The organism is Betaproteobacteria bacterium (assembly GCA_016720065.1).
Taxonomy (GTDB): domain Bacteria; phylum Pseudomonadota; class Gammaproteobacteria; order Burkholderiales; family Rhodocyclaceae; genus SSSZ01.
The window spans coordinates 1267113-1289883 of sequence record JADJXY010000002.1 but is presented as its reverse complement, the minus strand read 5'-3'; the positions used below and the strand labels follow the sequence as shown (position 1 = coordinate 1289883).

Genomic DNA, 22771 nt, shown 5'->3' with positions numbered 1-22771 from the left:
CAACACGGTGGCCTACAACCTGACAGGCAATGCGCTGGACAACATCCTGATAGGCAACGCCGCAGCCAACACCCTGGTGGGTGGCACGGGTAACGACACCCTAGACGGTGGTGCCGGCAACGACATTCTGCAAGGCGGTCTCGGCGACGACACCTACACCATCGATGTTCTGACGGACACCGTGACCGAGGTGGCGGAAGAAGGTACCGACCTGGTGAAGGTTAGCATTGCGACGGCGGGGGGCGGCTACGTTCTGGGGGCCAACCTTGAGAATGGCACGCTGATCAACGCCGTGGCCTACAACCTTACGGGCAATGCTCTGGACAACGTGCTCATCGGCAATGCTGCGGCCAACGTTCTCAATGGTGGCGCGGGTGCGGATACCCTGGTGGGTAGTGCGGGCAACGACACCTATGTCGTCGACAATGACGGCGACGTCGTCATTGAGAGCTCGACGGTAGGCACCGAAATCGATGTGGTGCAATCAAGTGTCAACTACACGCTAGGCAGCAATGTTGAGAACCTCACCTTGACCGGAGGTGTGGACCTTGTCGGTATAGGGAACGCGCTCAACAACACGATCACCGGCAACACAGGCAACAACGCGCTGGATGGTGGTGCCGGGGTTGACACTTTGGTGGGTGGAGCGGGCAACGACGCTTACGTGGTTGACCTGACGGCGACCAATGGGCTGCAGGACACCGTGACCGAAGTAGCGGGTGGTGGCGTAGATACTTTGGTTCTGCGTGGTGGGACCGTGCTGTCCACGGTGGCGACCGTCACGCTGGGTGCCGAAGTCGACAATCTCGATGCTGTTGGCACGGGGAGCGTACTGCTCAACCTTACGGGCAATGCCCTGAACAACGTGCTCACCGGCAATGCCGCGGCCAACGTCCTCAACGGTGGCGCGGGTGCGGATACGCTGGTGGGCGGCGCGGGCAACGACACCTACGTCCTGGACAATGCGGGCGACAGCGTCATCGAGAACGTCGAGGAAGGCATCGACCTGATCCAGGTGGGCCTCGCCACGGCGGGGGGCAGCTACGCTCTGGGAGCCAACCTTGAGAATGGCACGCTGACCAACACGGTGGCCTACAACCTGACAGGCAATGCGCTGGACAACATCCTGATAGGCAACGCCGCAGCCAACACCCTGGTGGGTGGCACGGGTAACGACACCCTAGACGGTGGTGCCGGCAACGACATTCTGCAAGGCGGTCTCGGCGACGACACCTACACCATCGATGTTCTGACGGACACCGTGACCGAGGTGGCGGAAGAAGGTACCGACCTGGTGAAGGTTAGCATTGCGACGGCGGGGGGCGGCTACGTTCTGGGGGCCAACCTTGAGAATGGCACGCTGATCAACGCCGTGGCCTACAACCTTACGGGCAATGCTCTGGACAACGTGCTCATCGGCAATGCTGCGGCCAGCGTTCTCAATGGTGGAGTTGGCAATGACACCTTGGACGGAAAGGCTGGGTCAGATACCTTGATGGGCGGAACGGGTGACGACACCTATGTTATTGGTCGCGGCTATGGTAACGACACGGCGAGTGAAAATGACGCAACGGTTGGAAACACTGACGTGGTTCAGTTTCTGAATGGAATTTCCACGGATCAGATCTGGCTGCGCCATACCGGGAACAACCTGGAAGTTAGTGTGATCGGCACTACCGACAAGCTGACGATCGAGAACTGGTATACCAGTTCGACCTACCACGTTGAGCAATTGACAGTCGGGGATGGAAAGGTACTGCTTGATACTCAGGTCGAAGTCCTCGTGCAGGCCATGGCCGCTTTCGCTCCGCCGGCCGCTGGTCAGACGACCCTGCCACAGAACTACCAGGATGCCTTGGCGCCGGTGATCGCTGCCAATTGGCAGTAACCTGCAAGCGCTATATTCGGACTCCCTCGCCTTCGGGTGGGGGGGTTGCTTTCATGACTGACCAAACGCCACCCCTGACGCTTATCACCGACGAGGAGAATCCGGGGTCGAACCCGAGAACCACGCCTCAGCCGGATACGGGCCTGATAGGCCTTGTCATGCTGGCGCGCTTTCATAACATCGCCGCCGATCCGGACCAACTCGCCCATGAATTCCAGGTCGACGGTCGCCCGTTCGACATTACCCAAGTTCTGCTGGCTTCCAAACGCTTGGGGCTCAAGGCCAAGGTTGTCCAGACGGACTACGTACGTCTGGAGCGCACTCCCTTGCCAGCCCTTGCCGTCGACAAGGAGGGGCGATTCTTTGTCCTGGCCCGCGTTGAAGGCGACCAGGTGCTGATCCAGAATCCCCGTGTCGAACGGCCGCAAGTCCTGAGTGTGGAAGATTTCGCCGAGCGTTGGGCCGGGCAGTTGATTCTGTTTACGTCCCGCGCATCGCTGGCCGGCGAGCTCGCCAAGTTCGACTTCACCTGGTTCATCCCGGCCGTCGTCAAATACCGCAAGCTGCTTGGCGAGGTCTTGTTGGTCTCCTTCGTCCTGCAACTCTTCGCCTTGGTCACCCCGCTCTTTTTCCAGGTGGTCATGGACAAGGTGCTGGTCCATCGCGGCTTCACCACGCTCGATGTGATCGCCTTTGGACTGCTGGTGGTCATGATCTTCGAGGTAGCCCTTTCCGGGTTGAGAACCTACGTCTTCGCCCATACCACCAGCCGCATTGACGTGGAACTCGGTGCCCGGCTGTTCCGTCACCTCCTGAACCTGCCGCTGGCCTACTTCCAGGCCCGCCGGGTAGGTGACACCGTGGCGCGCGTAAGGGAACTGGAGAACATCCGCCAGTTCCTCACCGGCAACGCCATTACCCTGGTGCTGGACCTCTTCTTCTCGGTGGTGTTCATTGCCGTGATGCTCTACTACAGCGGCTGGCTGACCCTGATCGTGGTGCTGTCGCTGCCTTGCTACCTGATGCTGTCCATCCTGATCACCCCCCTGCTGCGTGCCCGCCTGCACGAAAAATTCAACCGGGGCGCTGAGAACCAGGCCTTCCTGGTGGAGACCATCAACGGCATCGACACCCTCAAGGCAATGGCCGTCGAGCCGCAGATGACCCGCCGCTGGGACAACCAGATGGCGGCCTACGTGGCGGCGGGCTTCCGCACCACGGCCTTGGGAACAGTAGCGCACGAGGGTGTATCGCTTATCGGCAAGCTGGTGACGGTGGCCACCATGTGGCTGGGGGCGCGCCTGGTCATCAATGGCGACCTGACCGTTGGACAGCTCATTGCCTTCAACATGCTAGCCGGACGCGTCGCCACCCCGGTCATGCGTCTTGCCCAACTCTGGACGGATTTTCAGCAGACCGGCATCTCGGTGCAGCGCCTGGGCGACATTCTCAACGCCCGCACCGAAGTGGCCAACGCCAACCGCAGCACACTGCCGCCGATCACCGGGCGCATCGAATTCGATCAGGTGGTTTTCCGCTACCGGCCGGACGGCCCGGAAGTGCTACGCAGCATCAGCCTGGTCGTCCGGCCCGGCGAGGTAATCGGCATCGTCGGCCGCTCCGGTTCGGGCAAGAGCACCCTGACCAAGCTGGCCCAGCGTCTTTATCTCCCCGAGCGTGGCCGGGTGCTGGTCGATGGCGTCGATCTGGCCATGGCTAACAGTTCCAGTCTGCGGCGCCAGATCGGCGTGGTCCTCCAGGAAAACATGCTCTTCAACCGCACGATCCGCGAGAACATCGCCCTGGCCGATCCGGGGCTGCCGATGGAGGCGGTGATTGGCGCGGCGAAGTTGGCCGGTGCGCATGACTTCATTCTCGAATTGCCCGAAGGCTACGATACGGTTGTGGGCGAGCACGGGGCGACGCTCTCCGGCGGCCAGCGTCAGCGCATCGCCATCTCCCGAGCACTGATCACTAACCCCCGCATCCTCATTTTCGATGAGGCGACCAGTGCGCTCGACTATGAGTCTGAGCGCATCATCCAGACAAATATGAAGGCGATCTGCCAGGGGCGGACGGTGCTCATCATAGCCCACCGACTCAGCGCCGTCCGGGACGCCAACCGCATCATCGTCCTGGACCGGGGGCGGATCGTGGAACAGGGCACGCATGCCGAGTTGCTGGCCCAGGAGGCCGGGTATTACTCGCGCCTGCATCGCCTGCAGATGGGGTAGCGGAATCAGCCAAGCCCTCACGCTGCGCTTGCAGGCCCTCCTCGACCTTTTGAAACGCTACGGCGCCGTCTTCCGTCACACCTGGCGCGAGCGGGAGAACCTCGATTCCCGGCCGCGGCTGCCACATGAGGCCCAATTTCTGCCGGCGGCCTTGGAGCTTCAGGAGACGCCAGTCTCGCCGGCACCGCGCATTGCCATGTGGCTGCTGATGGCCTTCGCCTTCATCGCCTTGTTGTGGGCGGTCTTCGGCCACATGGATGTGGTCGCTGTTGCCCACGGCAGGATCGTGCCCAACGATCGCACCAAAGTGATCCAGCCGATCGCAACTGCCACCGTCAAGGCCATCAGGGTGAGCGACGGCCAGGTGGTCAAGGCCGGCGAGGTGCTGATCGAACTCGATACGACGAACACCACCGCCGATACCACGCGCGTCGCCAACGAGGTGATCACGGCCCGCCTACAGGCGGCGCGGGCCAAGGCGCTGCTGGCATCGATTTCCTTCGGCAAGGCGCCCCTCGTCGGCCCTCTATCGGATGTCGACGCGAATCGGCTGGCTCAGGATCAGCGAATGCTGGACGGACAGTATGGCGAATATCAGGCGAAACTCGCCCGCATCGACGCCGATATCGCCAAGCGGGAGGCGGAACTGCGCTCCACCCAAGAGATCGTGAGGAAGCTCGAACAGACTGCACACATCGCCCGCCAGCGCGCCCAGGACTTCAAGGGCTTGGTCGAGAAGAACTTCATCTCCAGGCACGGCTACCTGGAGAAAGAGCAGATCCGCATCGAACAGGAAGCGGATTTAGCAACTCAGCGTAGCCGCATCAAGGAACTGACGGCGGCCCTGCTGGAGGGGAGAGGCCAACGCACGGCGCTGATCGCCGAAACCAAGCGGATGGCGCTGGACAGCCTGAACGAAGCCGAGCAGAAGGCGACGACCTACGGGCAGGAACTGATCAAGGCGGAATCGCGCGGCAAACTTATGACCCTGACCGCCCCCGTGGATGGCACGGTGCAGCAACTGGCGGTGCACACGGTCGGTGGTGTCGTGACGCCAGCGCAGCAACTGATGATGGTGGTGCCCAAGGGCAACCCGATCGAAGTCGAGGCCTACGTCGAGAACAAGGACATCGGTTTCGTGAATCCGGGACAGGAGGCGGTGGTCAAGGTGGAGACCTTCCCCTTCACCAAGTACGGCACGATAGACGCCAAGGTGGTGAGCGTGTCCAGCGATGCCTTCAATGACGAGAAGCGAGGGCTCATCTTCCAGGCGCGCGTGAATCTGGCGCGGGCGACGATCCCGGTGGAGAACAAGACGGTCAACCTTTCGCCGGGGATGGCGGTAACGGTGGAGGTGAAAACCGCACACCGAAGAGTGATCGAATATTTTCTTAGCCCGCTATTGCAATACAAGGACGAGAGTCTTCGAGAGAGATGAGATCGCACCCTGGGAAAATTGCTACCCCTGGCAACCGCTGCCCACCGATGGAAACGCCTATCCACCGCTGACCACACAGAAACCCCCAGCGGGATAAATACAGTGTGCATCATCCTCATTCCTTCTCCACGGTGATCCGCCCCCCCGGCACCTCCCCGAAAACCTCTGGTGCATACATCGCTTCCACCCTTGTCGCGGGCAGGGCGAAGTCGCCGGCGTTGTTGAGGCGCACCGTGTATTCCACCGAGAAGTTACCCTTGGGCACGCGGGCGTAGTACGCGCGGTAGGCGCTGAAAGTGCGTTCGACGTAGGCCGGCCAGGCGTTGCCGCGGGTGCCGTCGTTGCGGCTCTCGATGTGGGAGTCGCGGCCGTCGCCGTCGCCCAGGATGCGGGCGCCGGCGGGGATGGGGTCGTTGACCACCACCCAGGCCATGTCCTGGTCGGCTTCCACGCTGAGGCGAACCCGCAGGACGTCGCCACGGCTGGTCTTGCCGGCCACCTTCTGGGTCACCGGCGTCACTTCCCGCTTGATGCGGTAGCCCAGGGTGCGGGGGGCAGTGACGGGAACGGCGGCCAGCACCTGGACGCTGGCCCAGGGCTTGCCGCTGCCTTCGTGGGAGATCGCCAGCTTGTCGTCGGCAGCGGGCTTGGCGGGCCAGGGCAGGGTGAGGGTGGCGGTATCGCCGGCCGACCAGGCGTGGCTGACCGGAGTGCCCTTGCCGAGGGCGGCGCGGGTAGCGCCGGCGACGGTTTCCTTCTCGAACTTCTTGCCGAAGGCCTCCAGCGCGATGGTGGCCCAGACGTTGGCAGTGGTGGTCACCCAGCGCCCGCGCACCTGGCGCAGCATGGCGCCCTGGACGAGGGCCGGCAGGTCGTCCTTCCAGCCCGGTTCGTCGATGACGGCCTCGATGAGGCGGAAGACGTTGGTGTCGCCGCTGACCATGAGCCACCACCAATAGTCGCTGGCCTCAGTGGTGAAGGCCAGGCGCCCGCCCTGGTAGCTCAGGCGATTGCGGATTTCCTGCTCGGCGGCGGCCAGACGCGGGGCGCGGTCGGGCAGTTCGGTGAGGCGCCTGGCGACCAGAACCCAGTCGATGAGGGCGGCCGTGGGCAGGCGCATGGGCTGCTCCAGGTCGAGGCTGGTGATGACGCCCAGGGGCTTGTGGCCGCGGCGCGTGAGGGCTTCCAGGGCGCTGAGTTTCCTTGCCGTCAGGTCGTTGGTGGGCGCCCAGTGCTCGGGTTTGATGCGACCCTCGGCGAAGGCCAGCAGGCCTTTCTCCATGCGCCCGGCGATGTCCGGCGGGATTGCAAAGCCGGCGGCCTGGCTGACGTCCAGCAGGTAGGCGGTGAGGCTGGGGCTGCCGGGCAGGTCGCCGGGAAAATAGCGGGCCAGCCCGTTGCCGTCCAGGTAGGTGGGCAGAGCTTCGACCACCTGCTGCCAGCGCTTCTCGTCTCTGAGGCCGATGGCGACGGAGGTTTTCTGCTCCAGGCAGACGAAGGGGTATTCCTCGAAGAAGCGCTTCAACCCGGGCGGCGGCGTGGAAATGCGCGGGGAGAGGCCGACTTCGATGCCGCCGCGGCCGGGCAGGGCGTTGGCGGCCAGGACCGCCGGCAATTCGAGCTTGCCTTCGATGCGGGCGAAGCTGGCCTGCTGCACCGTCACCGGCACGGCAGGCGCGACCTGTTGGGTGATCTTCAGGCGGTCCTTGGCGCCGCTGGCGCTGTCGTCGGCTTCGAACTCCCAGTCGAGGGCGGTGGCGTTGTCGGGGGCTTCGGCGTTCCAGGCGACTTCGGCGGCGCCCTCGGCTTCGAGCTTGACGTCCTTGGCTTCCAGGGTCTTGCCGCCCGCCTTGGCGCTGAGGGTGCACGGTCATGGGCTTGGCGGTGCCGTTGCGCAGCGTCAGCAGGGCGGCGAAGCGGTCTTTCTCCCGCACCAGGGGCGGCAGGCCGGAGATCATCTGCAGATCCTGCCTGGTGCGGAAACTGCCGCTGCCGGTACCGAAGAGGCTGGTGCCGGCGGCGGCCACGGCCACCACCTTGAATTCGCTGAGGGAGTCGTTGATGGGCACGGTCACCGTGGCGCTGCCGCTGCCGTCCAGCACCACGCGGGGGTTCCACAGGAGCAGGGTGTCGAACAATTCGCGGGCCGGGGCGCGGCCGCCGCCGCCGCCCGGGGGCACGGCCTTCTTGCCGAAGTGGCGCTTGCCGATGACCTGGGATTGGGCGGTGGCGGTCTGCACTTCGTAGCCGCGCCGTGGCAGCATGGCTTCCAAGAGCTTCCAGCTCTCGTTGGGACGCAGTTCCAGCAGGGCCTGGTCCACCGCGGCCAGGGCCACCTCGGTGCCCGCCGGCACCGGCTTGCCGTCGGGCTGGGTGACCTTGACGCGCACCTTGGCCGTATCCCGGGGGCGGTAATCGGCCTTTTCCGGGGCGACATCGACCTTGAGGCGGAAGCCGTCGATGCCCACATCGAGGGCGGCAAGGCCCACCTTGTAGGCGGGCTTGGCCAGATCGACCATGGCCGTGGGCAGTGTAGGGTTCCACCATTCCTTGAACCAGGCCATGGGCTCGCGCCAGCCCCAGTCGAAGAAGGAAGTCCACTTCACCGGCTGCACCCGCCCGCGCACGGCCAGTACCGAGACGAAGACGTTGGGGCCCCATTCCGCCTTCACCGGCAGGTCGATGTACGGCTTGTAGCGGCTGAGCGGCTGCACGAAGGTGTCGATGACGCCGTCGGCCTCGACGGAGACCAGGGCGGTGGCTTCGCGGAAGGGCAGGCGTACCTGGAGCCGCGCCTTCTCGCCCGGGGCGTAGCTGCGCTTTTCGGGGATGACGTCCATGCGGTCCTGGTTGCCGGCGGTGGAACCAGGTGTCCCCGAAGTTGCCACCACTCCCGGCCACCCAGTAGCTGGTGCCGGCCCGGGCGACGTTGCCCTGGGCGTCCCTGGCTTCGGCCAGGAGATAGACGTTGCCGGCGACCTCGACCTTGGGTTCGCACAGCAGGAGGCCGCGGGAGTCGGTGCGACCGGCGCACAGCTCGCCGAGGTCGGCGAATTCGGTATGGTGCTCGTAGGCGTAGAAGCCGCCGACGACGCGCTTCCTGTGGGAATAGTCGATGCGGCGCTTGGCGATGATTTTCACCGCCACGTCGGGCCGGGGTTTCTTGGTCGCCGTGTCGAGGACGGCGACTTCCACGCCGCCCTGGCTCTTGGCCGCCACCCAGTCCTTGACCCGGATGCCGGCGGTCACGGCGGCCGGCCACAGTTCGACGGTGCCGTGGATGGTCTGGATTTCGCCATTGGGGTCGGGGAAGGTCATTTCCGCGTGACCTCGCTCGGCCCCTTGACCCGCTCGGGCAGGGTGACGGAAAGCTTGCCGGCCCCCGCCTTGTCGAGGGTGACGGGCACCTTGTCGGAGATGAGCTGTTCGCTCTCCCGGCCGCTATCCACCGCGAAGGCGCCGAGGCCCTCCTGGTCGAAATCCACCTGGAAGCGGAAGGCCTCAAAGCCCTTGAACTCCGGCCAGCGTGGCCGCAGGGTGGCGGAAACCTCGGTTTCCACCCCCTTGGCGGCGCCGCCGTTGAGGAAGGAGAGGCCGAGGGCCAGGGGCACGTCCTTGGGCGCCACCTGACGGGGCGGCACGCCCTGGATGCTGCCGGCGAAGACTGGCAGGCGGAAATCGGAAACGCGGAATTCGCCGCTTTCCTCCCGGTTGCGGTCGCCGCCGATGAGCATGACGATGTAGCGGCCCCGCTTGGCGGCCGCGGGGATTTTCCAGGTGCTGGTCGCCGTGCCGCGGGCGTCCCAGGCGAGGGGCTGGCGGAATTCGTCGCCGCTGCCGTCGTGCTGGATGAGCATTTCCGTGGGCAAGCCCTTGGCGTCCGGGGTGGCGAAACCGCGGCTGTTGCGGTCCCGGGCGATGTGCTTCAGCGAAACGGTTTCGCCGGCCCGGAACAGGGGGCGGTCGAGAATGCTGTGGATCTTGCGCGGCGTCGCCTCGCCCCAGGTTTCGACGCCGAAGCGCCAGGGCTCGATGCCCTCCTGCCAGTCGGAGCGGACGAAGCTGTAGTCGTCCCCCAGGCGGGCGCTGGCGAAGAGGAAGAAGTCGCTCTCGCAGCCCCGCTCGTCGCGCAGGCCCCGCTCGATGAGGGCGCGGCCCTGGTCGTCGGTACGGCCCCGCCACAGCTCGGTGCCATCGCAGCGGGAAACGCGGACTTCGGCCCCGGCCACCGGCTTGCCGCTATCCAGGGTGGTGACCCAGACGAGGCCGTTGTCGCGGCCGGTCTTCAAATGCACGCCCAGGTTGGTCACCAGCACGGCGGCCCGCACGTACATGGGCTTGGGACTGGCCAGCAGGGCGGCGCCGAGGAGCCGGCTCTCGATTTCAACGATGTGGTAGCCGGGCTTTTCCAGGGGGATGCCCATCACTTCGAATTCCTGGCTGGCGCTGGGCTTGGGCAGGTCGCGGCTCACCACGCCGCGGCGGTCCTTGAGGAAGGGCAGTTCCCGGGCGTAGTAAGGGTCGAAGGTCTCGACGGCGTCCTTGCCGCTCCCGCTCTTGGTCGTCTTGGTCTGCTGCTCGAACTTGGCCAGGGCGCGCATGGCGCCCAGCACGTCGGCGTCGTCGGTCAGGCGCTGGTCGGCGAAGCGATGGGCGGGCAGTTGCAGGTTGCGGGTGGGCAGGGCCGTCTCCACGTTGCGCAGGGTGACGGGCAGGATGCCGCCTTCCTTCAGTTCCAGGATGCCGAAATTGCCGGGAAACTTGGCCAGGGGCGGCAGGGTGCCGGTCTTGATCTTGAGGGGGAAGCTGCCGGCATTGCTCAGGGGCCGCCCGGCCTCGTCCTTCACGTCGGCGGGGATTTCCAGGCGCAGTTCGGCGTTCTGGGGGAAGGGCTTCGGGAAAACAACGCCGCTGCCGGTGTTCTGGCCGCCACCCTGGTCGTCGGCGGCGGGCGTGCGGGGGCCCTCCGGCGTCACCAGGCGAATCTTGTCCAGCACCTTGCGCTCGAGCTGGGACGAAAATTCCAGGCGCAGGTCGGAAAGCGGGGAGCAGGGCTGATTGGCCCGCTCCCGCTCGCAGGAGAAGCTGGCCTTGAAAGGCTCCCGCACGGTGTAGAGGAAACTTTCCTCCCGGGTGGCCTTGGCGCCGCTTTCGGCTTCGACGCCCTTGCCCCAGACCAGCTTCATGCGGGCGCCGGCGGGCAGCGCCGTGGTGCAGGCCAGCCCCAGGCTGCCGGGGTTGGCGGAGCGGTGCACGGTGGCCAGGGCAGCATCCCGCGCCTGGTCGCTCAGGAGGCGCACGGGGATGCGATTGCCGACGCCGTCGGCTTCGCACCAGACGTACTTTTCCACCGATTCGCGCTTCAGGGCGCCACTGGCTTCGACGAGGAAGACCTGATCCTCCTCGATGCGGTCCCCGGGCCGCGGCATGAGCGAGCGGGGCCAGGGGCCGGGGGCGAAGAAGGCGTAGCCGGGTTCGCCGCGCACGCCATCGCCGTTGCCGGCCTTGAGGCCGGGCTTCAGGCGGAAGTCGCAACGCTCGCCGGGCTTCAGGGGCCGGTCGAGCAGATAGGTCCAGGACTTGGTATCGCTCCAGCGGCCCTTGCCCGCCACGCCGCCGCAATCCACGTCAAAGGGTGCCGGGGCGTCGGGCTGGCCCAGGGGCACCATGTCGTCGGTGAAGCGGGCGGTGGCCCGCACCTGCTGGTCGATCTGGCCCTGGGGAGAAAACTGGCGCACGGCGGCGGCGTGGGCGAAGAGAGGAAGGGCGATCAGGAGGGCGGCGAGGGCAGGGCGCAGCATGGAGGCTCCGGGGGCGCGGGGAGAGGAAAGGCGGAAGGGCGGAAGGGCGGAAGGGCGGAAGGGCGATTATAGCCACGGCATAGGCGCCGGGGCAGGTCTTCAGCGGGGGCGCAGCAGGGCGCCGACCGCCAGGGCGACGAAGAGCGCGATCAGCGCCCACTTGCCTCCGGAAACCAGGCCGGCCACGAGGAAGAGGGCGTCGGCGGCGCGCTCCAGGTGCGCGGCCAGGTAAAACTCCAGCCCATTCTCCAGGGCGTCGAACCCGGCCGCCGCGGGGAGAAGCGCCGCAAAGCCGGGGCGCAGGGGGGCGGGCAGGGCCGTGGCCAGGGGGGTGCGGGTGGCCAGACGGTGGCCGAAGAGGCCATAGGCCAGCACGAAGGCCAGATCGATGAGCAGGTTGGCCGGCAGCAACGCGGCCCCCGCGCCCCAGCGCCCCAGGATTTCCGCGAAGTCGGCCCGGCTGTAGACGAACTGCAGCGCCAGGACCGGGGGCTCCAGGGAACGCTGATGGAAGATCATGAGGCCGTAGAGCAGCACCGCGAGGCTGGCGAGCCCCCCCGGGAAGCCGGCCAGACGGGAGCGACACAAGGACGATGAAGGCTGGCGCAAGGGTGTAGGCCGAAGGAAGGAGGGCGAGGGCGCCATTATAGGCAGCGCCAGCGGACGGCTCGGAAAAATGCCCTGCGCGTCCTTGATCGGCGTCAAGCAAGTGGGCGATGGCGGCCGCCAAGCGAAAAATCATGAATTTCGCCAGGCGGGAATGCAGAAACTCGCCAGCCCCGGCTCAAGGCGCGGGGGAGGGCGCCCCCGGAGCCCCGGCGCACCATGGCTGCGGGGTCGTGGCCTGCGCCGCGTTGCCCCGTTTACAACCTTTACACATCAAGGAGTACGACATGCAGTGGATTGATCCCGCCTTTTGCGACATTCGTCTGGGCTTCGAAGTCACCGCCTACGTTTACGTTCGCTAAGGCGATGTAAGCACGGCCCCGGCTCCGCCAAGCCCTCCGTTCCGTATGTTCGGCGCGGTGGGTCGGGGCCACCGGGCTTTTTGATTCCTGGAGATCGGATTCATGACCGACCCCGCAGTTCCCGCGGCCGAAGACCGCTTCGCCCTCAACCCGATGTACCTCTTCCGCTGGGAGGAGACGCAGCAGGCCTACGTCCTCCTCTACCCGGAGGGTATCGTCAAGCTCAACGAGACCGCCGGCGAGATCATCAAGCGCTGCGACGGTCAGCGTACCGTCGCCGAAATGGTCGGCGACCTGCAACACACCTACCCCGGCGACGACCTGCGCGTGGCCGAGGGCGTCTACAAGTTTCTGGAGGTTTTCCGTGCCAAAGGATGGATCCGTCGTCAGGCTTGACGGCCAGGGCAAGCCGCTCTGGCTGGTGCTCGAACTCACCTATCGCTGCCCCCTGAAGTGCCCCTGGTGCAGCAACCCGGTCAATTTTGACGCCTGTGGCAGCAACGAGCTGTCCACCGAGGAGTGGAAGCGCGTGCTGAAGGAAGGCCGCCAACTGGGCGCCCTGCAACTGGGCTTCACCGGCGGCGAACCCATGCTGCGGGACGATCTCGAAGAACTGGTGGGAGAAGCGAGCCGCCTGGGCTACTACACCAATCTCATCACCTCCGGCGTGGGGGTCAATGAAACCCGCCTCGCGGCCTTGAAGGCTGCCGGCCTCAACCAGATTCAGCTTTCCATCCAGTCCAGCGACCGGGACCTCACCGACCGCCTGGTGGGGGCGCGGGCCTTCGACCTGAAGATCGAAGTGGCCAAGATGATGAAGCGTTATGGCTTCCCCATGGTGCTCAACGTGCCCGTCTTCCGCCAGAACGTGGACCAGACGGCGGAAATCCTGGCCATGGCCGAGGATATCGGCGTCGAGTACGTGGAATTCGCCAATATCCAGTATTACAACTGGGCCATGGTCAATCGCGACGAACTGCTGCCCACCCGGGAGCAGATCGAGCGCGCCGAAAAGACCGTCCAGGCCGCCCGGGAGCGCCTGGGGGACAAGATGACCATCTACTTCGTCATCCCCGACTACTACGAGGAGCGCCCCAAGGCCTGCATGAACGGCTGGGGAGCCATCCACCTCACCGTGGCCCCGGACGGCGCCGCGCTGCCCTGTCAGGAAGCCCGCCTCATCGAGGGCCTGGAATTCCCCACCGTGCGCGAGCACTCCCTGGCCTGGCTGTGGGACGAATCGCCCACCTTCCAGAAATTCCGCGGCCAGGGTTGGATGAAGGAACCCTGCAACTCCTGCCACGAAAAGGAAAAGGACTTCGGCGGCTGCCGCTGCCAGGCCTTCCTGCTCACCGGCGACGCCTGCAACACCGACCCGGCCTGTGCCAAGTCGCCCCACCATCACCTCATCGGCGAGGCGGTGGCCAAGGCCCACGCGCCGGAGCGGGAAACGCGGCCCCTCATCATGCGCACCGAGAAGGCGGCCCGCTGTGTCTAGACTTCTCGACTCGTCCCTGAACGCCGTCCTCCTGGGGGTGGCGCTCACCGTGGTGCTGACACTGGTCCTGCGTCTGACCCAGGGGGGCTGATGGACGCCGCTCTCCTCGACCTCCTGGCCCGGGTGCTGCATTTTCTCGGCGCCCTGGTCTGGATCGGCCACAACTACGCCACGGCGGTGACCCGTTCGACCTACGTGCCCCTCTCCCCGGACGATCTGAGCGACCCGGACAGTCCCCGCCAGCAGGCCCTCCTGCAACGGGAACACGGCACCTTCCGCTACGCTTCACTGGTCACCCTGGGCAGCGGCCTCTTCATGCTCTGGCAGCGGGGCTGGCTGGAAGGGGCGGTGATGCTCAAGGGCGATCTCGCTCCCATCGGCCTCGGCATGTGGATCGGCGTCATCATGGTGCTCAACCTGTGGTTCGTCCTCTGGCCCAACCAGAAGCGCGTCCTGGGTTTCGTCGCGGCGCCGCTGGACGTGCGCCTCAAGGCCTCCCGGCGCACCTTCCTCTCCGCCCGGGTCAATACCATGCTGTCCATTCCGCTCCTGTTCTTCATGGCGGCGGGGGCCCACGGCCTCTTCATCTTCCACTGATGGCCGGGCCCCGCTACAGCTTCAGCGCCGCGGCGGGGCCCTTGCCGGCCGCCGTGGCGGCCACGGTCGCCGAGGCGTGCCTGGACTGGCAGGGCAGCGGGTCCATCCTGGGGCTGTCCTTCGTTTGCGAGCGCTTCAAGGCCCTGCAGCGGGAGACCGAGATTGCCCTGCGACGCCTGCTGGCGGTGCCGCAGGGCTTTCGCGTCCTCTTCCTCTCCGGGGGTGCCACGGCCCAGTTCGCCGCCTTGCCCTTCAATCTTCTCGCCGGGGGGCGGGCGGTCTATCTGGATACCGGCCACTGGTCCCGCCGCGCCCGGGACGAGGCCGCCCGCCACGGTCCGGTGCTCACCCTGCCCGTGGCCGGTCTTGCCGCTTACGACGGCTGGCTGGGGGAAGAGGCCCCGGCCTACTGCCACCTGACCAGCAACGAAACCGCCGACGGCGTGCAGTGGGCCGAGGTCCCGGCCCTGCCCGTACCCCTGGCGGTGGACATGACCTCCGACTTCCTCACCCGGCCCATCGATTTCGACCGCGTCGCCCTGGCCTACGCCGGCACCCAGAAGAGCATCGGCGTTCCCGGCCTCACGGTGGTGATCCTGCGCGAAGACCTCCTGGGCCGCGCCGCGCCGACCACGCCGAGGGTGCTCGACTACGGCGTGCAGGCCGCCGCTGATTCCCGGGTCAATACACCGCCCGTCTTCGCCATTTTCGTGCTGCACGCCATGCTGGGCTGGATCGAGGCCCAGGGGGGCGTCGCCGCCATGGCGGCGGCGGCCCGGCGGCGCAGTACGGCGGTGTACTGGGCGGTGGACGAGAACCCGGCCTATCGCGCCTGGGTTCCCCCGGACCTTCGCTCCCGCATCAATCCCTGTTTCCGTCTGGCCGACGAGGCCGCCACTGCGGCCTTCCTGGCCGCCGCCCAGGCCGAGGGGCTGCACGACCTGAAGGGGCATCCCGACGTGGGCGGGGTGCGGGTGAGCCTGTACAACGGCCTCTCCGACGACGCCGTGGCGGCCCTGGTGGGTTTCCTCGGCGCCTATGCCGCCATCGGACTGGCAGCTTGATGGCGGCCGGCGCGCTTCTTCCGGCCGCGCGCCTTTCACGTCTTGCCCTGCGTACCCGCTGGCGCCTCCTCGACCTCCTGGCCGCCGGGGACACTGCCGCGCCCGGTCCCCCCGTGCCTGTCCTGGGGCTCGTCTATCCCGGCCCGGTAGGTCTGGCGGCAGGATTCGACCGCCACGGCCGCCTGTTCGACGGCGCCGGGGCCCTGGGTCTGGGCGCGGTCGAGGCGGGCACGGTCTTCGCCGGGCAGGCCCGGCGGGTCCCGCCGCAGCGGGCGCAAACCGGAGGGGCGCGCCGCGGCGTCAGTCTGGGCAAGCCCCAGGCGGTCCCCTGGCCCAGCGCCGAGCTCGCCTTTCTCCAGGCCAGGCGCGCGCATGGCGCCGGGGCCGACACCCTCTGTCTCAACCCCGGGCGGGACTGCCCCTCGGCGGCCCGTTTCGCCGCCGTCGTCGCGGCGGTCGCCGCAGCCGAGGCCGGCCGGCGGCCGCTCCTGGTCAAGCTGGGTTCCGGCTGGCCGGACCCGGTGGAAGCCGCCGCCCGGTGGGTGGCCGCCGGCGCCCGGGGCATCCTGGTTGCCGCCGAGGGCAGCGCCGATCCGCTGGGCGTCCTGGGCGCCCTGCGCCGCCACTTCGGGCCGGGCATCGCCCTGGTCAGCGTCGGCGGGATCGCATCGGCCCGGGAGGCCCTGGCGCGGCGGGCGGCGGGGGCGGACCTGGTCCAGATCCACCGCGGCCTGGTGCAGCGCGGGCCGGCCCTCATCGGCGAGATCAACCGGGCCTGGCGCTGCGGTGCTATCCTGCCAGACCCCTCAGCTCATGCGCTGCTCCGCGCCCGGTCATCATGGATCAAGTCGTCAAGCTCTATAGCCGCAAGCCCCGCCCCGTGATCGTCAACGGGGAAACCATCCCGGAGGACGCCATCGCCGCCGCCACCCCGGATTTCGCCGATTCCCCCAAGCCCCGCGACGCGGCGGCCCGGGCGCTGGCCGTCCAGGTACTCCTGCGCCAGCGGGCCGTGGTGGCGGGCATCGAGGCCGAGGACGAGGCGGCGGCCATCGAGCGTCTACTCGCCGCCGAGATTCCCCGGGAGACCGTCTCGCAAGAGGAGGTCCGCCGCTATTACGAGGGCAACCCGGACCGTTTTTCCAGCGGCGACCTGTTCCAGGTGCGCCACATCCTGTTCGATACCCGGGCGGGGGACGAGGGCGCCAAGGAGCGGGCGCGGCAGGCCGCCGACCTGCTGCTGCGGCTCAAGGATCATCCCGAGGGTTTCGAAGCCGCCGCTCGCCAGGTTTCGGCCTGCACCAGCGCCGAGGTGGGTGGGCAGCTGGGGCAACTGTCCGCCGGCTCCGTGGTGCCGGAATTCTGGTCCGCCCTGGTGGCCTTCGGCCGCGCCGGGCTCCTGCCCAACCCGGTGGAAACCCGCTTCGGGCTTCATCTGATCCAGGTGGACCATTGCGTGCGGGGGCGGGTACTGCCCTTCGAAATCGTCGCCGATCGCATCCGCGAACACCTCGCCGATCGGCGGGACACCCTGGCCCAGCGGGAGTACGTGGCAGGGCTGATTGCCTCGGCGCAGATCAGCGGAGTCGATTTCGGCGACACCTCGCCGGCCCCTCCGGGGCCCGGGCTGCCCCTCGAGTAGCCCCTAGGCAGGCCTCCTGGCAAGGCCGCGACCTTTACGTCCCGTCCGGCGCTTGGGCGTGGATCGCCAGCCAGACGGTGGCCTGGTGGGGATCGGTCCATTCGATCCGGTGGCGGCGGCGAGCGGCGATGGCGATGAAATCCCCCGGACCCAGGGGCCGCGCTGCGGCCTCGTCGGCGAAGCGCAGCCGGGCGGCGCCTTGCAGGAGCACTACCCACTCGTCCCAGGCCTGGTCGTACCAAAAACCCGGCGGGCTCGCCTGGCCGGTGGACACGATGCGCTCGACCTTCAGGCCGGGGCGGGCGAAGAGGGGGGCGAAGTGCTCCTCGCCGCCGGGGGCCGGAAGGTCGGTCAGGAGGTTGCCTGCACCCGGTGCGCTGGCCAGGGCGTCTGGGGCCGGGTCGGACCGGATGGGGCCTTGGGTGGGGGCGCTGGGCATGGCGCGATGCGCGGATGAGGCGACTACGCGCCGTGCAGGGGGAGCGCCGCGATGCGGCGCTCGATTTCGTCCGCCAGGCGGCGATAGGCCGGGCTGCCCGGGCCGCCGAAGCGGCGGCTGAATTCGGGCTGGTGCAGGAATTCGGGCAGGTCGGCCAGGGAGGGCATGAAATCCGCCTCGCCGAACGGCCCGGCCAGGGCGGCCTCCAGGCGCGGGGAAGCGCTGGCCACGGCTTCGCCGAAGCGGGTTCCGGCCCGGTCGGCGGCCAGGTCGGCGAAGGAGAAGCCGCTGCCCCGGCGGGCGTCTTCCAGTTCCTTGTAAAGGCCGACGGCGTCGGCGGCCGGCTCCCCCGCCCAGGCAGCCACGGCGGCCGAGACGCCGAAGTGCTGGGCGCTGTCGTGGCGGCGGGCCAGCACCAGATTCACCCGGCGCGGCTGGGGCCAGGCCTTGGCTTGCGGGACCAGGGCGGCGAGATCCTTGTCGTACAGATACACCGCCAGGACGAGGAGCGCCGCCTTGCGGCCGGGGCGATCCCGGGCGTCGGCCAGGAGGGGCTTGAGAATTTCGGCCAGGGGGACGGGGCTGCCCGCAGCGCGGTGGTCCACCAGGGCGGCGAGGGCCTTCTGGGCCGTCTCCAGGCGGGCCACCTCGGCGGGATCCAGGGCCACGCTGCGGGCCTGGCGCAGGAGGTCCGGTTCCCAGACGTAGCGCACCACCAGGGCATTGGCCCCGGCGTCGCGGGCCAGGGCGCGCACGGCGCCCTTGGCGCTGTGCCACTGTGCATCGCGGTTGAAGCGGGCGAGCAGGGCGGTGAGGCCTTGCTCCGCCAGTCCGGCGGGCAGGGGAAGCTGGCCGACGGAAACGCTGCTCAGCCGCGGCTCTCCCTCCCCCAGGGCCAGGGCGAGGCGCAGGTTGAGGTAGCGCCCGGCGGGAAGGGCACGGGTGAAGCGCAGTTCCACCGCTGTGTCGGTGAGGGAAAGGGCGCCGCGCCCCTTCAGGTAGCGCCCGGCGAGGAAATTGGCCGCCTCGTCGAGCAGGGTCGCCGGCAGGGCCACTTCGCGGGTTTCGCCGCGGCGGAAGTGGCGAGGATCGTTGGCCTTGAAGAGATCCATGGCCTGCCCGACCGCGCGGGGATTGAGGGCTTCGCCCCGCAGGACCAGGGGTTCGCCCTCCAGGGCCAGGGCCAGCAGGACGCCGACGCCGACCAGCAGGCCGAGGAGCAGGAGGGCGAGGCGTTTCATGGGATGGGGCTGCTGCTCAGACGCCCTGCTTCAGACTGGCCTCGATGAAGGCGTCGAGGTCGCCGTCGAGGACGGCCTGGGTGTTGCCCACTTCGTAATTGGTGCGCAGATCCTTGATGCGGGACTGGTCCAGCACGTAGGAGCGGATCTGGTGGCCCCAGCCGATGTCGGACTTGGCGTCTTCCAGCTTCTGCTGCTCGGCCTGCTGCTTGCGCAAGGCGTGCTCATAGAGGCGGGCCCGCAGCATCTTCCAGGCTTCGTCGCGGTTCCTGTGCTGGGAGCGGTCGTTCTGGCACTGGACGACGATGTTGGTGGGGATGTGGGTCAGGCGCACCGCCGAGTCGGTCTTGTTGATGTGCTGGCCGCCGGCGCCGGAGGCGCGGAAGGTGTCGGTGCGCACGTCGGCCGGGTTGATGTCGATCTCGATGGAGTCATCGACTTCCGGATACACGAAGACCGAGGTGAAGCTGGTGTGGCGGCGGGCGTTGGAGTCGAAGGGGCTCTTGCGCACCAGGCGGTGGATGCCGGTTTCGGTACGCAGGGTGCCGTAGCAGTAATCACCGGTGAATTTGACCGTGGCGCTCTTGATGCCGGCCACGTCGCCTTCGGACTCCTCCATGACCTCCACGCCGAAGCCTTTTTTTTCGCCGTACTTGACGTACATGCGCAGCAGCATGGAAGCCCAGTCCTGGGCCTCGGTACCGCCGGCGCCGGCCTGAATTTCCAGGAAGCAGGGGTTGGGATCCTGGGGGTTGTTGAACATGCGGCGGAATTCCAGGGCGGCGATTTTTTCTTCCAGGCCCGCGTTGTCGGCTTCCACCGAGAGCAGGGTGTCGTCGTCGCCTTCCTCCTTGCCCAGGGCGAAGAGTTCACGGCCATCGTCGATGCCGGCCTGGACTTCTTCCAGCACCAGCACGATGTTTTCCAGGGATTTCTTTTCCCGCCCCAGGTCCTGGGCGCGCTGGGCGTCGTCCCAGATTTTGGGGTCTTCCAGTTCCTGGTTGAGGAGGGTCAGGCGTTCGCGCTTGTGATCGTAGTCAAAGATACCTCCGCAGATCGGCGGCGCGCTGCGCCAGGTCGTCGAGGGCGTAGGAGATGCTGTTCTGGCGTTCTGCTTCCATGGAGTTCGTTCCGCAAATGTTGCAAAGCGGCAATTATAGCCGGGGCGGTCGGCATCCCGGGCGATTGACGCTCCGGGCTCCTGCGCTAAAGTGCTGGCTGGAAGCCATCCCCCGAGACACCGTGAAGCTGAACGATCCCTCCCTCTGGAAGACCAGGGCCTACCTCGACGGCCGCTGGGTCGAGGCCGACGACGGCGCGAGCTTCGCCGTCGACAATCCGGCCGACGGCCTTGAAATCGCCCGCGTCGCTGACCTGGGCGTGCGGGAGACGGAGGCCGCCATCGCCGCCGCCGCCGCGGCCCTGCCGGCCTGGGCGCGGCGCACGGCCAAGGACAGGGCGGCGGTGCTGCGCCGCTGGCACGATCTGATCCTCGCCCACACGGAGGATCTGGCCGCCCTGATGACCCTGGAGCAGGGCAAGCCCCTGGCCGAGGCCCGGGGCGAGGTGGCCTACGGCGCTTCCTTCGTCGAATGGTTCGCCGAGGAGGGCAAGCGCGTCTATGGCGACCTGATTCCCTCGCCGGCGACGGAGCGGCGTCTCCTGGTGCTGAAGCAGCCGGTGGGGGTGACGGCGGCCATCACGCCGTGGAATTTTCCCCTCGCCATGATGACCCGCAAGGTGGCGCCGGCCCTGGCCGCGGGCTGCACCTCGGTGGTCAAGCCGGCCGAGGCGACGCCGCTGAGCGCCCTGGCCCTGGCCGAACTGGCGGCCCGGGCGGGGATTCCCCCCGGTGTCCTCAACGTGGTGACCACGGCGCGCCCGGCCGCGGTGGGCGAGACGCTGACCGCCAGCCCTGTGGTGCGCAAGCTGTCCTTCACCGGTTCCACCGCGGTGGGCAAGCGCCTCATGGCCCAGTGTGCCGGGACGGTCAAGCGCCTTTCCCTGGAACTGGGGGGCAACGCGCCCTTCATCGTCTTCGACGACGCCGACCTCGACGCCGCCGTGCGGGGGGCCTTGCTGTCCAAATACCGCAACGCCGGCCAGACCTGCGTCTGCGCCAACCGCATCCTGGTGCAGGAGGGCATTCACGATGCCTTTGCCGCCCGTCTGGCACAAGCGGTCGCGGCGCTGTCGGTCGGCGACGGTTTTGCGCCGCAAACCCAGGTGGGGCCGCTCATCAACGCCGCCGCGGTGGATAAGGTGGAACGTCTGGTGGCCGATGCCCTGGCCCGGGGCGCGCAGGCCCTGGTGGGCGGGAGCCGTCATGCCCGGGGGGGCCACTTTTTCGCCCCCACCGTGCTCACCGGCGTCACGCCGGCCATGGCTCTGGCCAACGAGGAAATCTTCGGGCCGGTGGCGCCGCTCTTCCGCTTCGGGAGCGAGGACGAGGCGGTGGAACTGGCCAACGCCACCCGTTACGGGCTGGCCGCCTACTTCTACGCCCGTGACCTGGGCCGCGTCTGGCGGGTGGCGGAGCGCCTGGAATACGGCATGGTGGGGGTCAACGAGGGCATCCTGTCCAACGAGGTGGCGCCCTTCGGCGGGGTGAAGGAATCCGGCATCGGCCGCGAGGGTTCCCGCTACGGCATCGACGAATACCTGGAGATGAAGTACGTCTGCCTGGGGGGGCTGGGTTTCTGACCCGCTCGGCCGCGTCCCCGGCCCCATCGGCCGGGGAGCGGTAATAGGCGCTCAGTCGGCCCGGTGCAGGTGCAGCTCGCCGGTGTTGCTGCGGGTGGCGTTGATGATCACCTGGCTGATCTGGACCTGGGGGGCCACGTCGGTGTAGTTGGGGATGTCGGCCATGATGGGGCCTTCGTGGGGGCCGAAGGCAGCCTGGAAGGCCTCCACGGTGTCGAAGAACAGATGGCATACGGCGGCGAAGGGCGCTCCGCCGCCTTCACCCGCAACGCCGGCATCGACGGCGATGCCCTTGCAGGCCGCCCCCAGCTTGTCGCGCACCATGGGCATGTGGCTGTTGCAGTAATACTCCAGGTCGAAGTGGCTGCCCGGGGCGTTGGGGTAGAGCACGGATACCTTGATCATGGCGATGCTTCCTTGTGGGTTGGGCTACGAAAACGGATCGCGCTGCCGCAGGCGGAGGGCGCACAAGCCCCGGGCCAGGGGCGCGACCGCTATTCCTTCTTCTTCCAGAGTCGTTTGATGCCGAAATCGAGCGGCGGTGCCTCGACCTCGGGTTCCTTGGACACTTCGGGGGGCGCGTCCCGGTTGGCCATGCGCATGATGTCGGCGTTGAGGGCGTTGGTGTCGACGCCGTAGCAGCCCTGCAGGTCGATTTCCTCGATTTCGGCGCCGGCCTTGGCCATCCATTCCGGCACTTCCGGCGCGAAAGGCGCGCGCGCGGGGTGCGCCGGCGAGGGGGGGGCGGAAAGGGGCGCCGGGGCGGCAGGGGGCTGGGCGGGGTCGGCGGCGGCAGGCCGCGGCGCCCCCTCGGAAGGCGGTGCAGCGGAAGCGGCGCGGGCGGCCTCACGGCCAGCCCGGTTAGCGATGCCCTGGGCCGCGAGTTTTTCGGCCAGAGTGAGGCCGATGTCCAGGCCGGCGGGAATTTCGGTCCCCAGTTCCACCAGCAGGCGGACGGCATCCTTCTTGCCGCCGCGGCGGGCGACGGCCAGCAGGCTTTCGGCCCGGTTGTCGCTGCGTGGCAGGTTGACCTCGGCACCGCGGGAAACCAGGCTGCGGATGATGTCCAGGTGGCCGTTGTAGGCGGCGATACGCAGGGGCAGGCCGGGGATGCCGATATTGTCGGCCAGGTTGGGGTCGGCCCCGGCTTCGAGGGCGGCATTGACGGCGGCGGGGTCGCCGGCCCGCAGGGCGGCGATGAGCTGATCGGTGGGGCGCATGGTTGGGACGGGGGCGGCGTGGGGCGGAACGAGCATGG

Annotated in this window: 19 protein-coding genes; 11 read left to right on the top strand and 8 right to left on the bottom strand. The window is 67.7% G+C overall.

Going from position 1 to position 22771, the window contains the following annotated elements; translation table 11 throughout:
* The first annotated feature begins 7 nt into the window (after nt 1–7).
* From IPM73_09115 to IPM73_09105, 3 genes are read left to right on the top strand one after another with little or no spacing between them, the layout of a single operon-like run.
* Nucleotides 8–1888: a hypothetical protein gene (locus IPM73_09115; protein ID MBK8918189.1), complete on the top strand. Its 1881-nt coding sequence runs from the start codon at nt 8–10 to the stop codon at nt 1886–1888.
* A 53-nt stretch (nt 1889–1941) separates the two neighbouring features.
* The gene (locus IPM73_09110; GenBank protein MBK8918188.1) at nt 1942–4122 is read left to right on the top strand and encodes a type I secretion system permease/ATPase; all 2181 of its coding nucleotides are present in this window, start codon (nt 1942–1944) and stop codon (nt 4120–4122) included.
* Nucleotides 4058–5560: an HlyD family type I secretion periplasmic adaptor subunit gene (locus IPM73_09105; GenBank protein MBK8918187.1), complete on the top strand. Its 1503-nt coding sequence runs from the start codon at nt 4058–4060 to the stop codon at nt 5558–5560. Before IPM73_09110 ends, IPM73_09105 begins: the two co-directional genes overlap by 65 nt.
* Nucleotides 5561–6528: 968 nt before the next feature.
* Here IPM73_09105 and IPM73_09100 read toward each other — a convergent pair.
* From IPM73_09100 to IPM73_09090, 3 genes are all read right to left on the bottom strand, one after another.
* Nucleotides 6529–8400, bottom strand: coding sequence for a hypothetical protein (locus IPM73_09100; protein MBK8918186.1), 1872 nt, complete (start codon nt 8398–8400; stop codon nt 6529–6531).
* A gap of 474 nt (nt 8401–8874) precedes the next feature.
* Nucleotides 8875–11361: a hypothetical protein gene (locus IPM73_09095; GenBank protein MBK8918185.1), complete on the bottom strand. Its 2487-nt coding sequence runs from the start codon at nt 11359–11361 to the stop codon at nt 8875–8877.
* Between the two features lie 99 nt (nt 11362–11460).
* Nucleotides 11461–11949 carry a hypothetical protein gene (locus IPM73_09090; GenBank protein ID MBK8918184.1) on the bottom strand — a complete coding sequence of 163 codons (489 nt, stop codon included), beginning with the start codon at nt 11947–11949 and terminating at the stop codon, nt 11461–11463.
* Nucleotides 11950–12254: 305 nt separating this feature from the next.
* Between IPM73_09090 and pqqA the strand changes: the two genes are divergently transcribed.
* The 7 genes from pqqA (at nt 12255) to IPM73_09055 (ending at nt 17130) form a co-directional block, all read left to right on the top strand.
* Nucleotides 12255–12329, top strand: coding sequence for a pyrroloquinoline quinone precursor peptide PqqA (gene pqqA, locus IPM73_09085; protein ID MBK8918183.1), 75 nt, complete (start codon nt 12255–12257; stop codon nt 12327–12329).
* A gap of 102 nt (nt 12330–12431) precedes the next feature.
* The gene (gene pqqD, locus IPM73_09080) at nt 12432–12725 is read left to right on the top strand and encodes a pyrroloquinoline quinone biosynthesis peptide chaperone PqqD (GenBank protein ID MBK8918182.1); all 294 of its coding nucleotides are present in this window, start codon (nt 12432–12434) and stop codon (nt 12723–12725) included.
* Nucleotides 12694–13827 (top strand): pyrroloquinoline quinone biosynthesis protein PqqE, encoded by a 1134-nt coding sequence (gene pqqE / locus IPM73_09075; GenBank protein MBK8918181.1) that lies wholly within the window; start codon nt 12694–12696, stop codon nt 13825–13827. The genes pqqD and pqqE overlap by 32 nt, the downstream gene beginning before the upstream one ends.
* A 90-nt stretch (nt 13828–13917) precedes the next feature.
* Nucleotides 13918–14424 carry a urate hydroxylase PuuD gene (locus IPM73_09070; protein ID MBK8918180.1) on the top strand — a complete coding sequence of 169 codons (507 nt, stop codon included), beginning with the start codon at nt 13918–13920 and terminating at the stop codon, nt 14422–14424.
* On the top strand, nt 14424–15488 hold the full coding sequence (gene serC / locus IPM73_09065) for a 3-phosphoserine/phosphohydroxythreonine transaminase (protein ID MBK8918179.1): 1065 nt from the start codon (nt 14424–14426) through the stop codon (nt 15486–15488). The genes IPM73_09070 and serC overlap by 1 nt, the downstream gene beginning before the upstream one ends.
* Nucleotides 15485–16372 carry a dihydroorotate dehydrogenase gene (locus IPM73_09060; protein ID MBK8918178.1) on the top strand — a complete coding sequence of 296 codons (888 nt, stop codon included), beginning with the start codon at nt 15485–15487 and terminating at the stop codon, nt 16370–16372. The genes serC and IPM73_09060 overlap by 4 nt, the downstream gene beginning before the upstream one ends.
* Nucleotides 16327–17130 (top strand): peptidylprolyl isomerase, encoded by an 804-nt coding sequence (locus tag IPM73_09055; protein MBK8918177.1) that lies wholly within the window; start codon nt 16327–16329, stop codon nt 17128–17130. The genes IPM73_09060 and IPM73_09055 overlap by 46 nt, the downstream gene beginning before the upstream one ends.
* Nucleotides 17131–17164: 34 nt before the next feature.
* Here the strand turns inward: IPM73_09055 and IPM73_09050 are convergent, their stop codons facing one another.
* The 3 genes from IPM73_09050 to prfB all read right to left on the bottom strand — a co-directional run bounded on the left by IPM73_09050 (nt 17165) and on the right by prfB (nt 19931).
* Nucleotides 17165–17515, bottom strand: a complete 351-nt coding sequence (locus IPM73_09050; GenBank protein MBK8918176.1) for a cupin — start codon at nt 17513–17515, stop codon at nt 17165–17167.
* Between the two features lie 77 nt (nt 17516–17592).
* On the bottom strand, nt 17593–18810 hold the full coding sequence (locus tag IPM73_09045; protein MBK8918175.1) for a hypothetical protein: 1218 nt from the start codon (nt 18808–18810) through the stop codon (nt 17593–17595).
* Nucleotides 18811–18826: 16 nt separating this feature from the next.
* Nucleotides 18827–19931 (bottom strand): peptide chain release factor 2 gene (gene prfB, locus IPM73_09040; protein ID MBK8918174.1). Its coding sequence is split into 2 segments (ribosomal slippage): nt 18827–19849 and nt 19851–19931, totalling 1104 coding nucleotides; the frame shifts between segments, so codons are not numbered across the junction.
* A 121-nt stretch (nt 19932–20052) separates the two neighbouring features.
* Here prfB and IPM73_09035 point away from each other — a divergent pair.
* The gene (locus IPM73_09035; GenBank protein ID MBK8918173.1) at nt 20053–21513 is read left to right on the top strand and encodes an NAD-dependent succinate-semialdehyde dehydrogenase; all 1461 of its coding nucleotides are present in this window, start codon (nt 20053–20055) and stop codon (nt 21511–21513) included.
* 51 nt (nt 21514–21564) lie between these two features.
* On the opposite strand, the gene IPM73_09030 is transcribed toward IPM73_09035, so the two are convergent.
* Nucleotides 21565–21918, bottom strand: a complete 354-nt coding sequence (locus IPM73_09030; GenBank protein MBK8918172.1) for an EthD family reductase — start codon at nt 21916–21918, stop codon at nt 21565–21567.
* A gap of 89 nt (nt 21919–22007) precedes the next feature.
* Entirely contained in the window at nt 22008–22769 is a 762-nt protein-coding gene (locus IPM73_09025) for an ankyrin repeat domain-containing protein (GenBank protein ID MBK8918171.1), read from the bottom strand.
* Nucleotides 22770–22771: the final 2 nt, after the last annotated feature.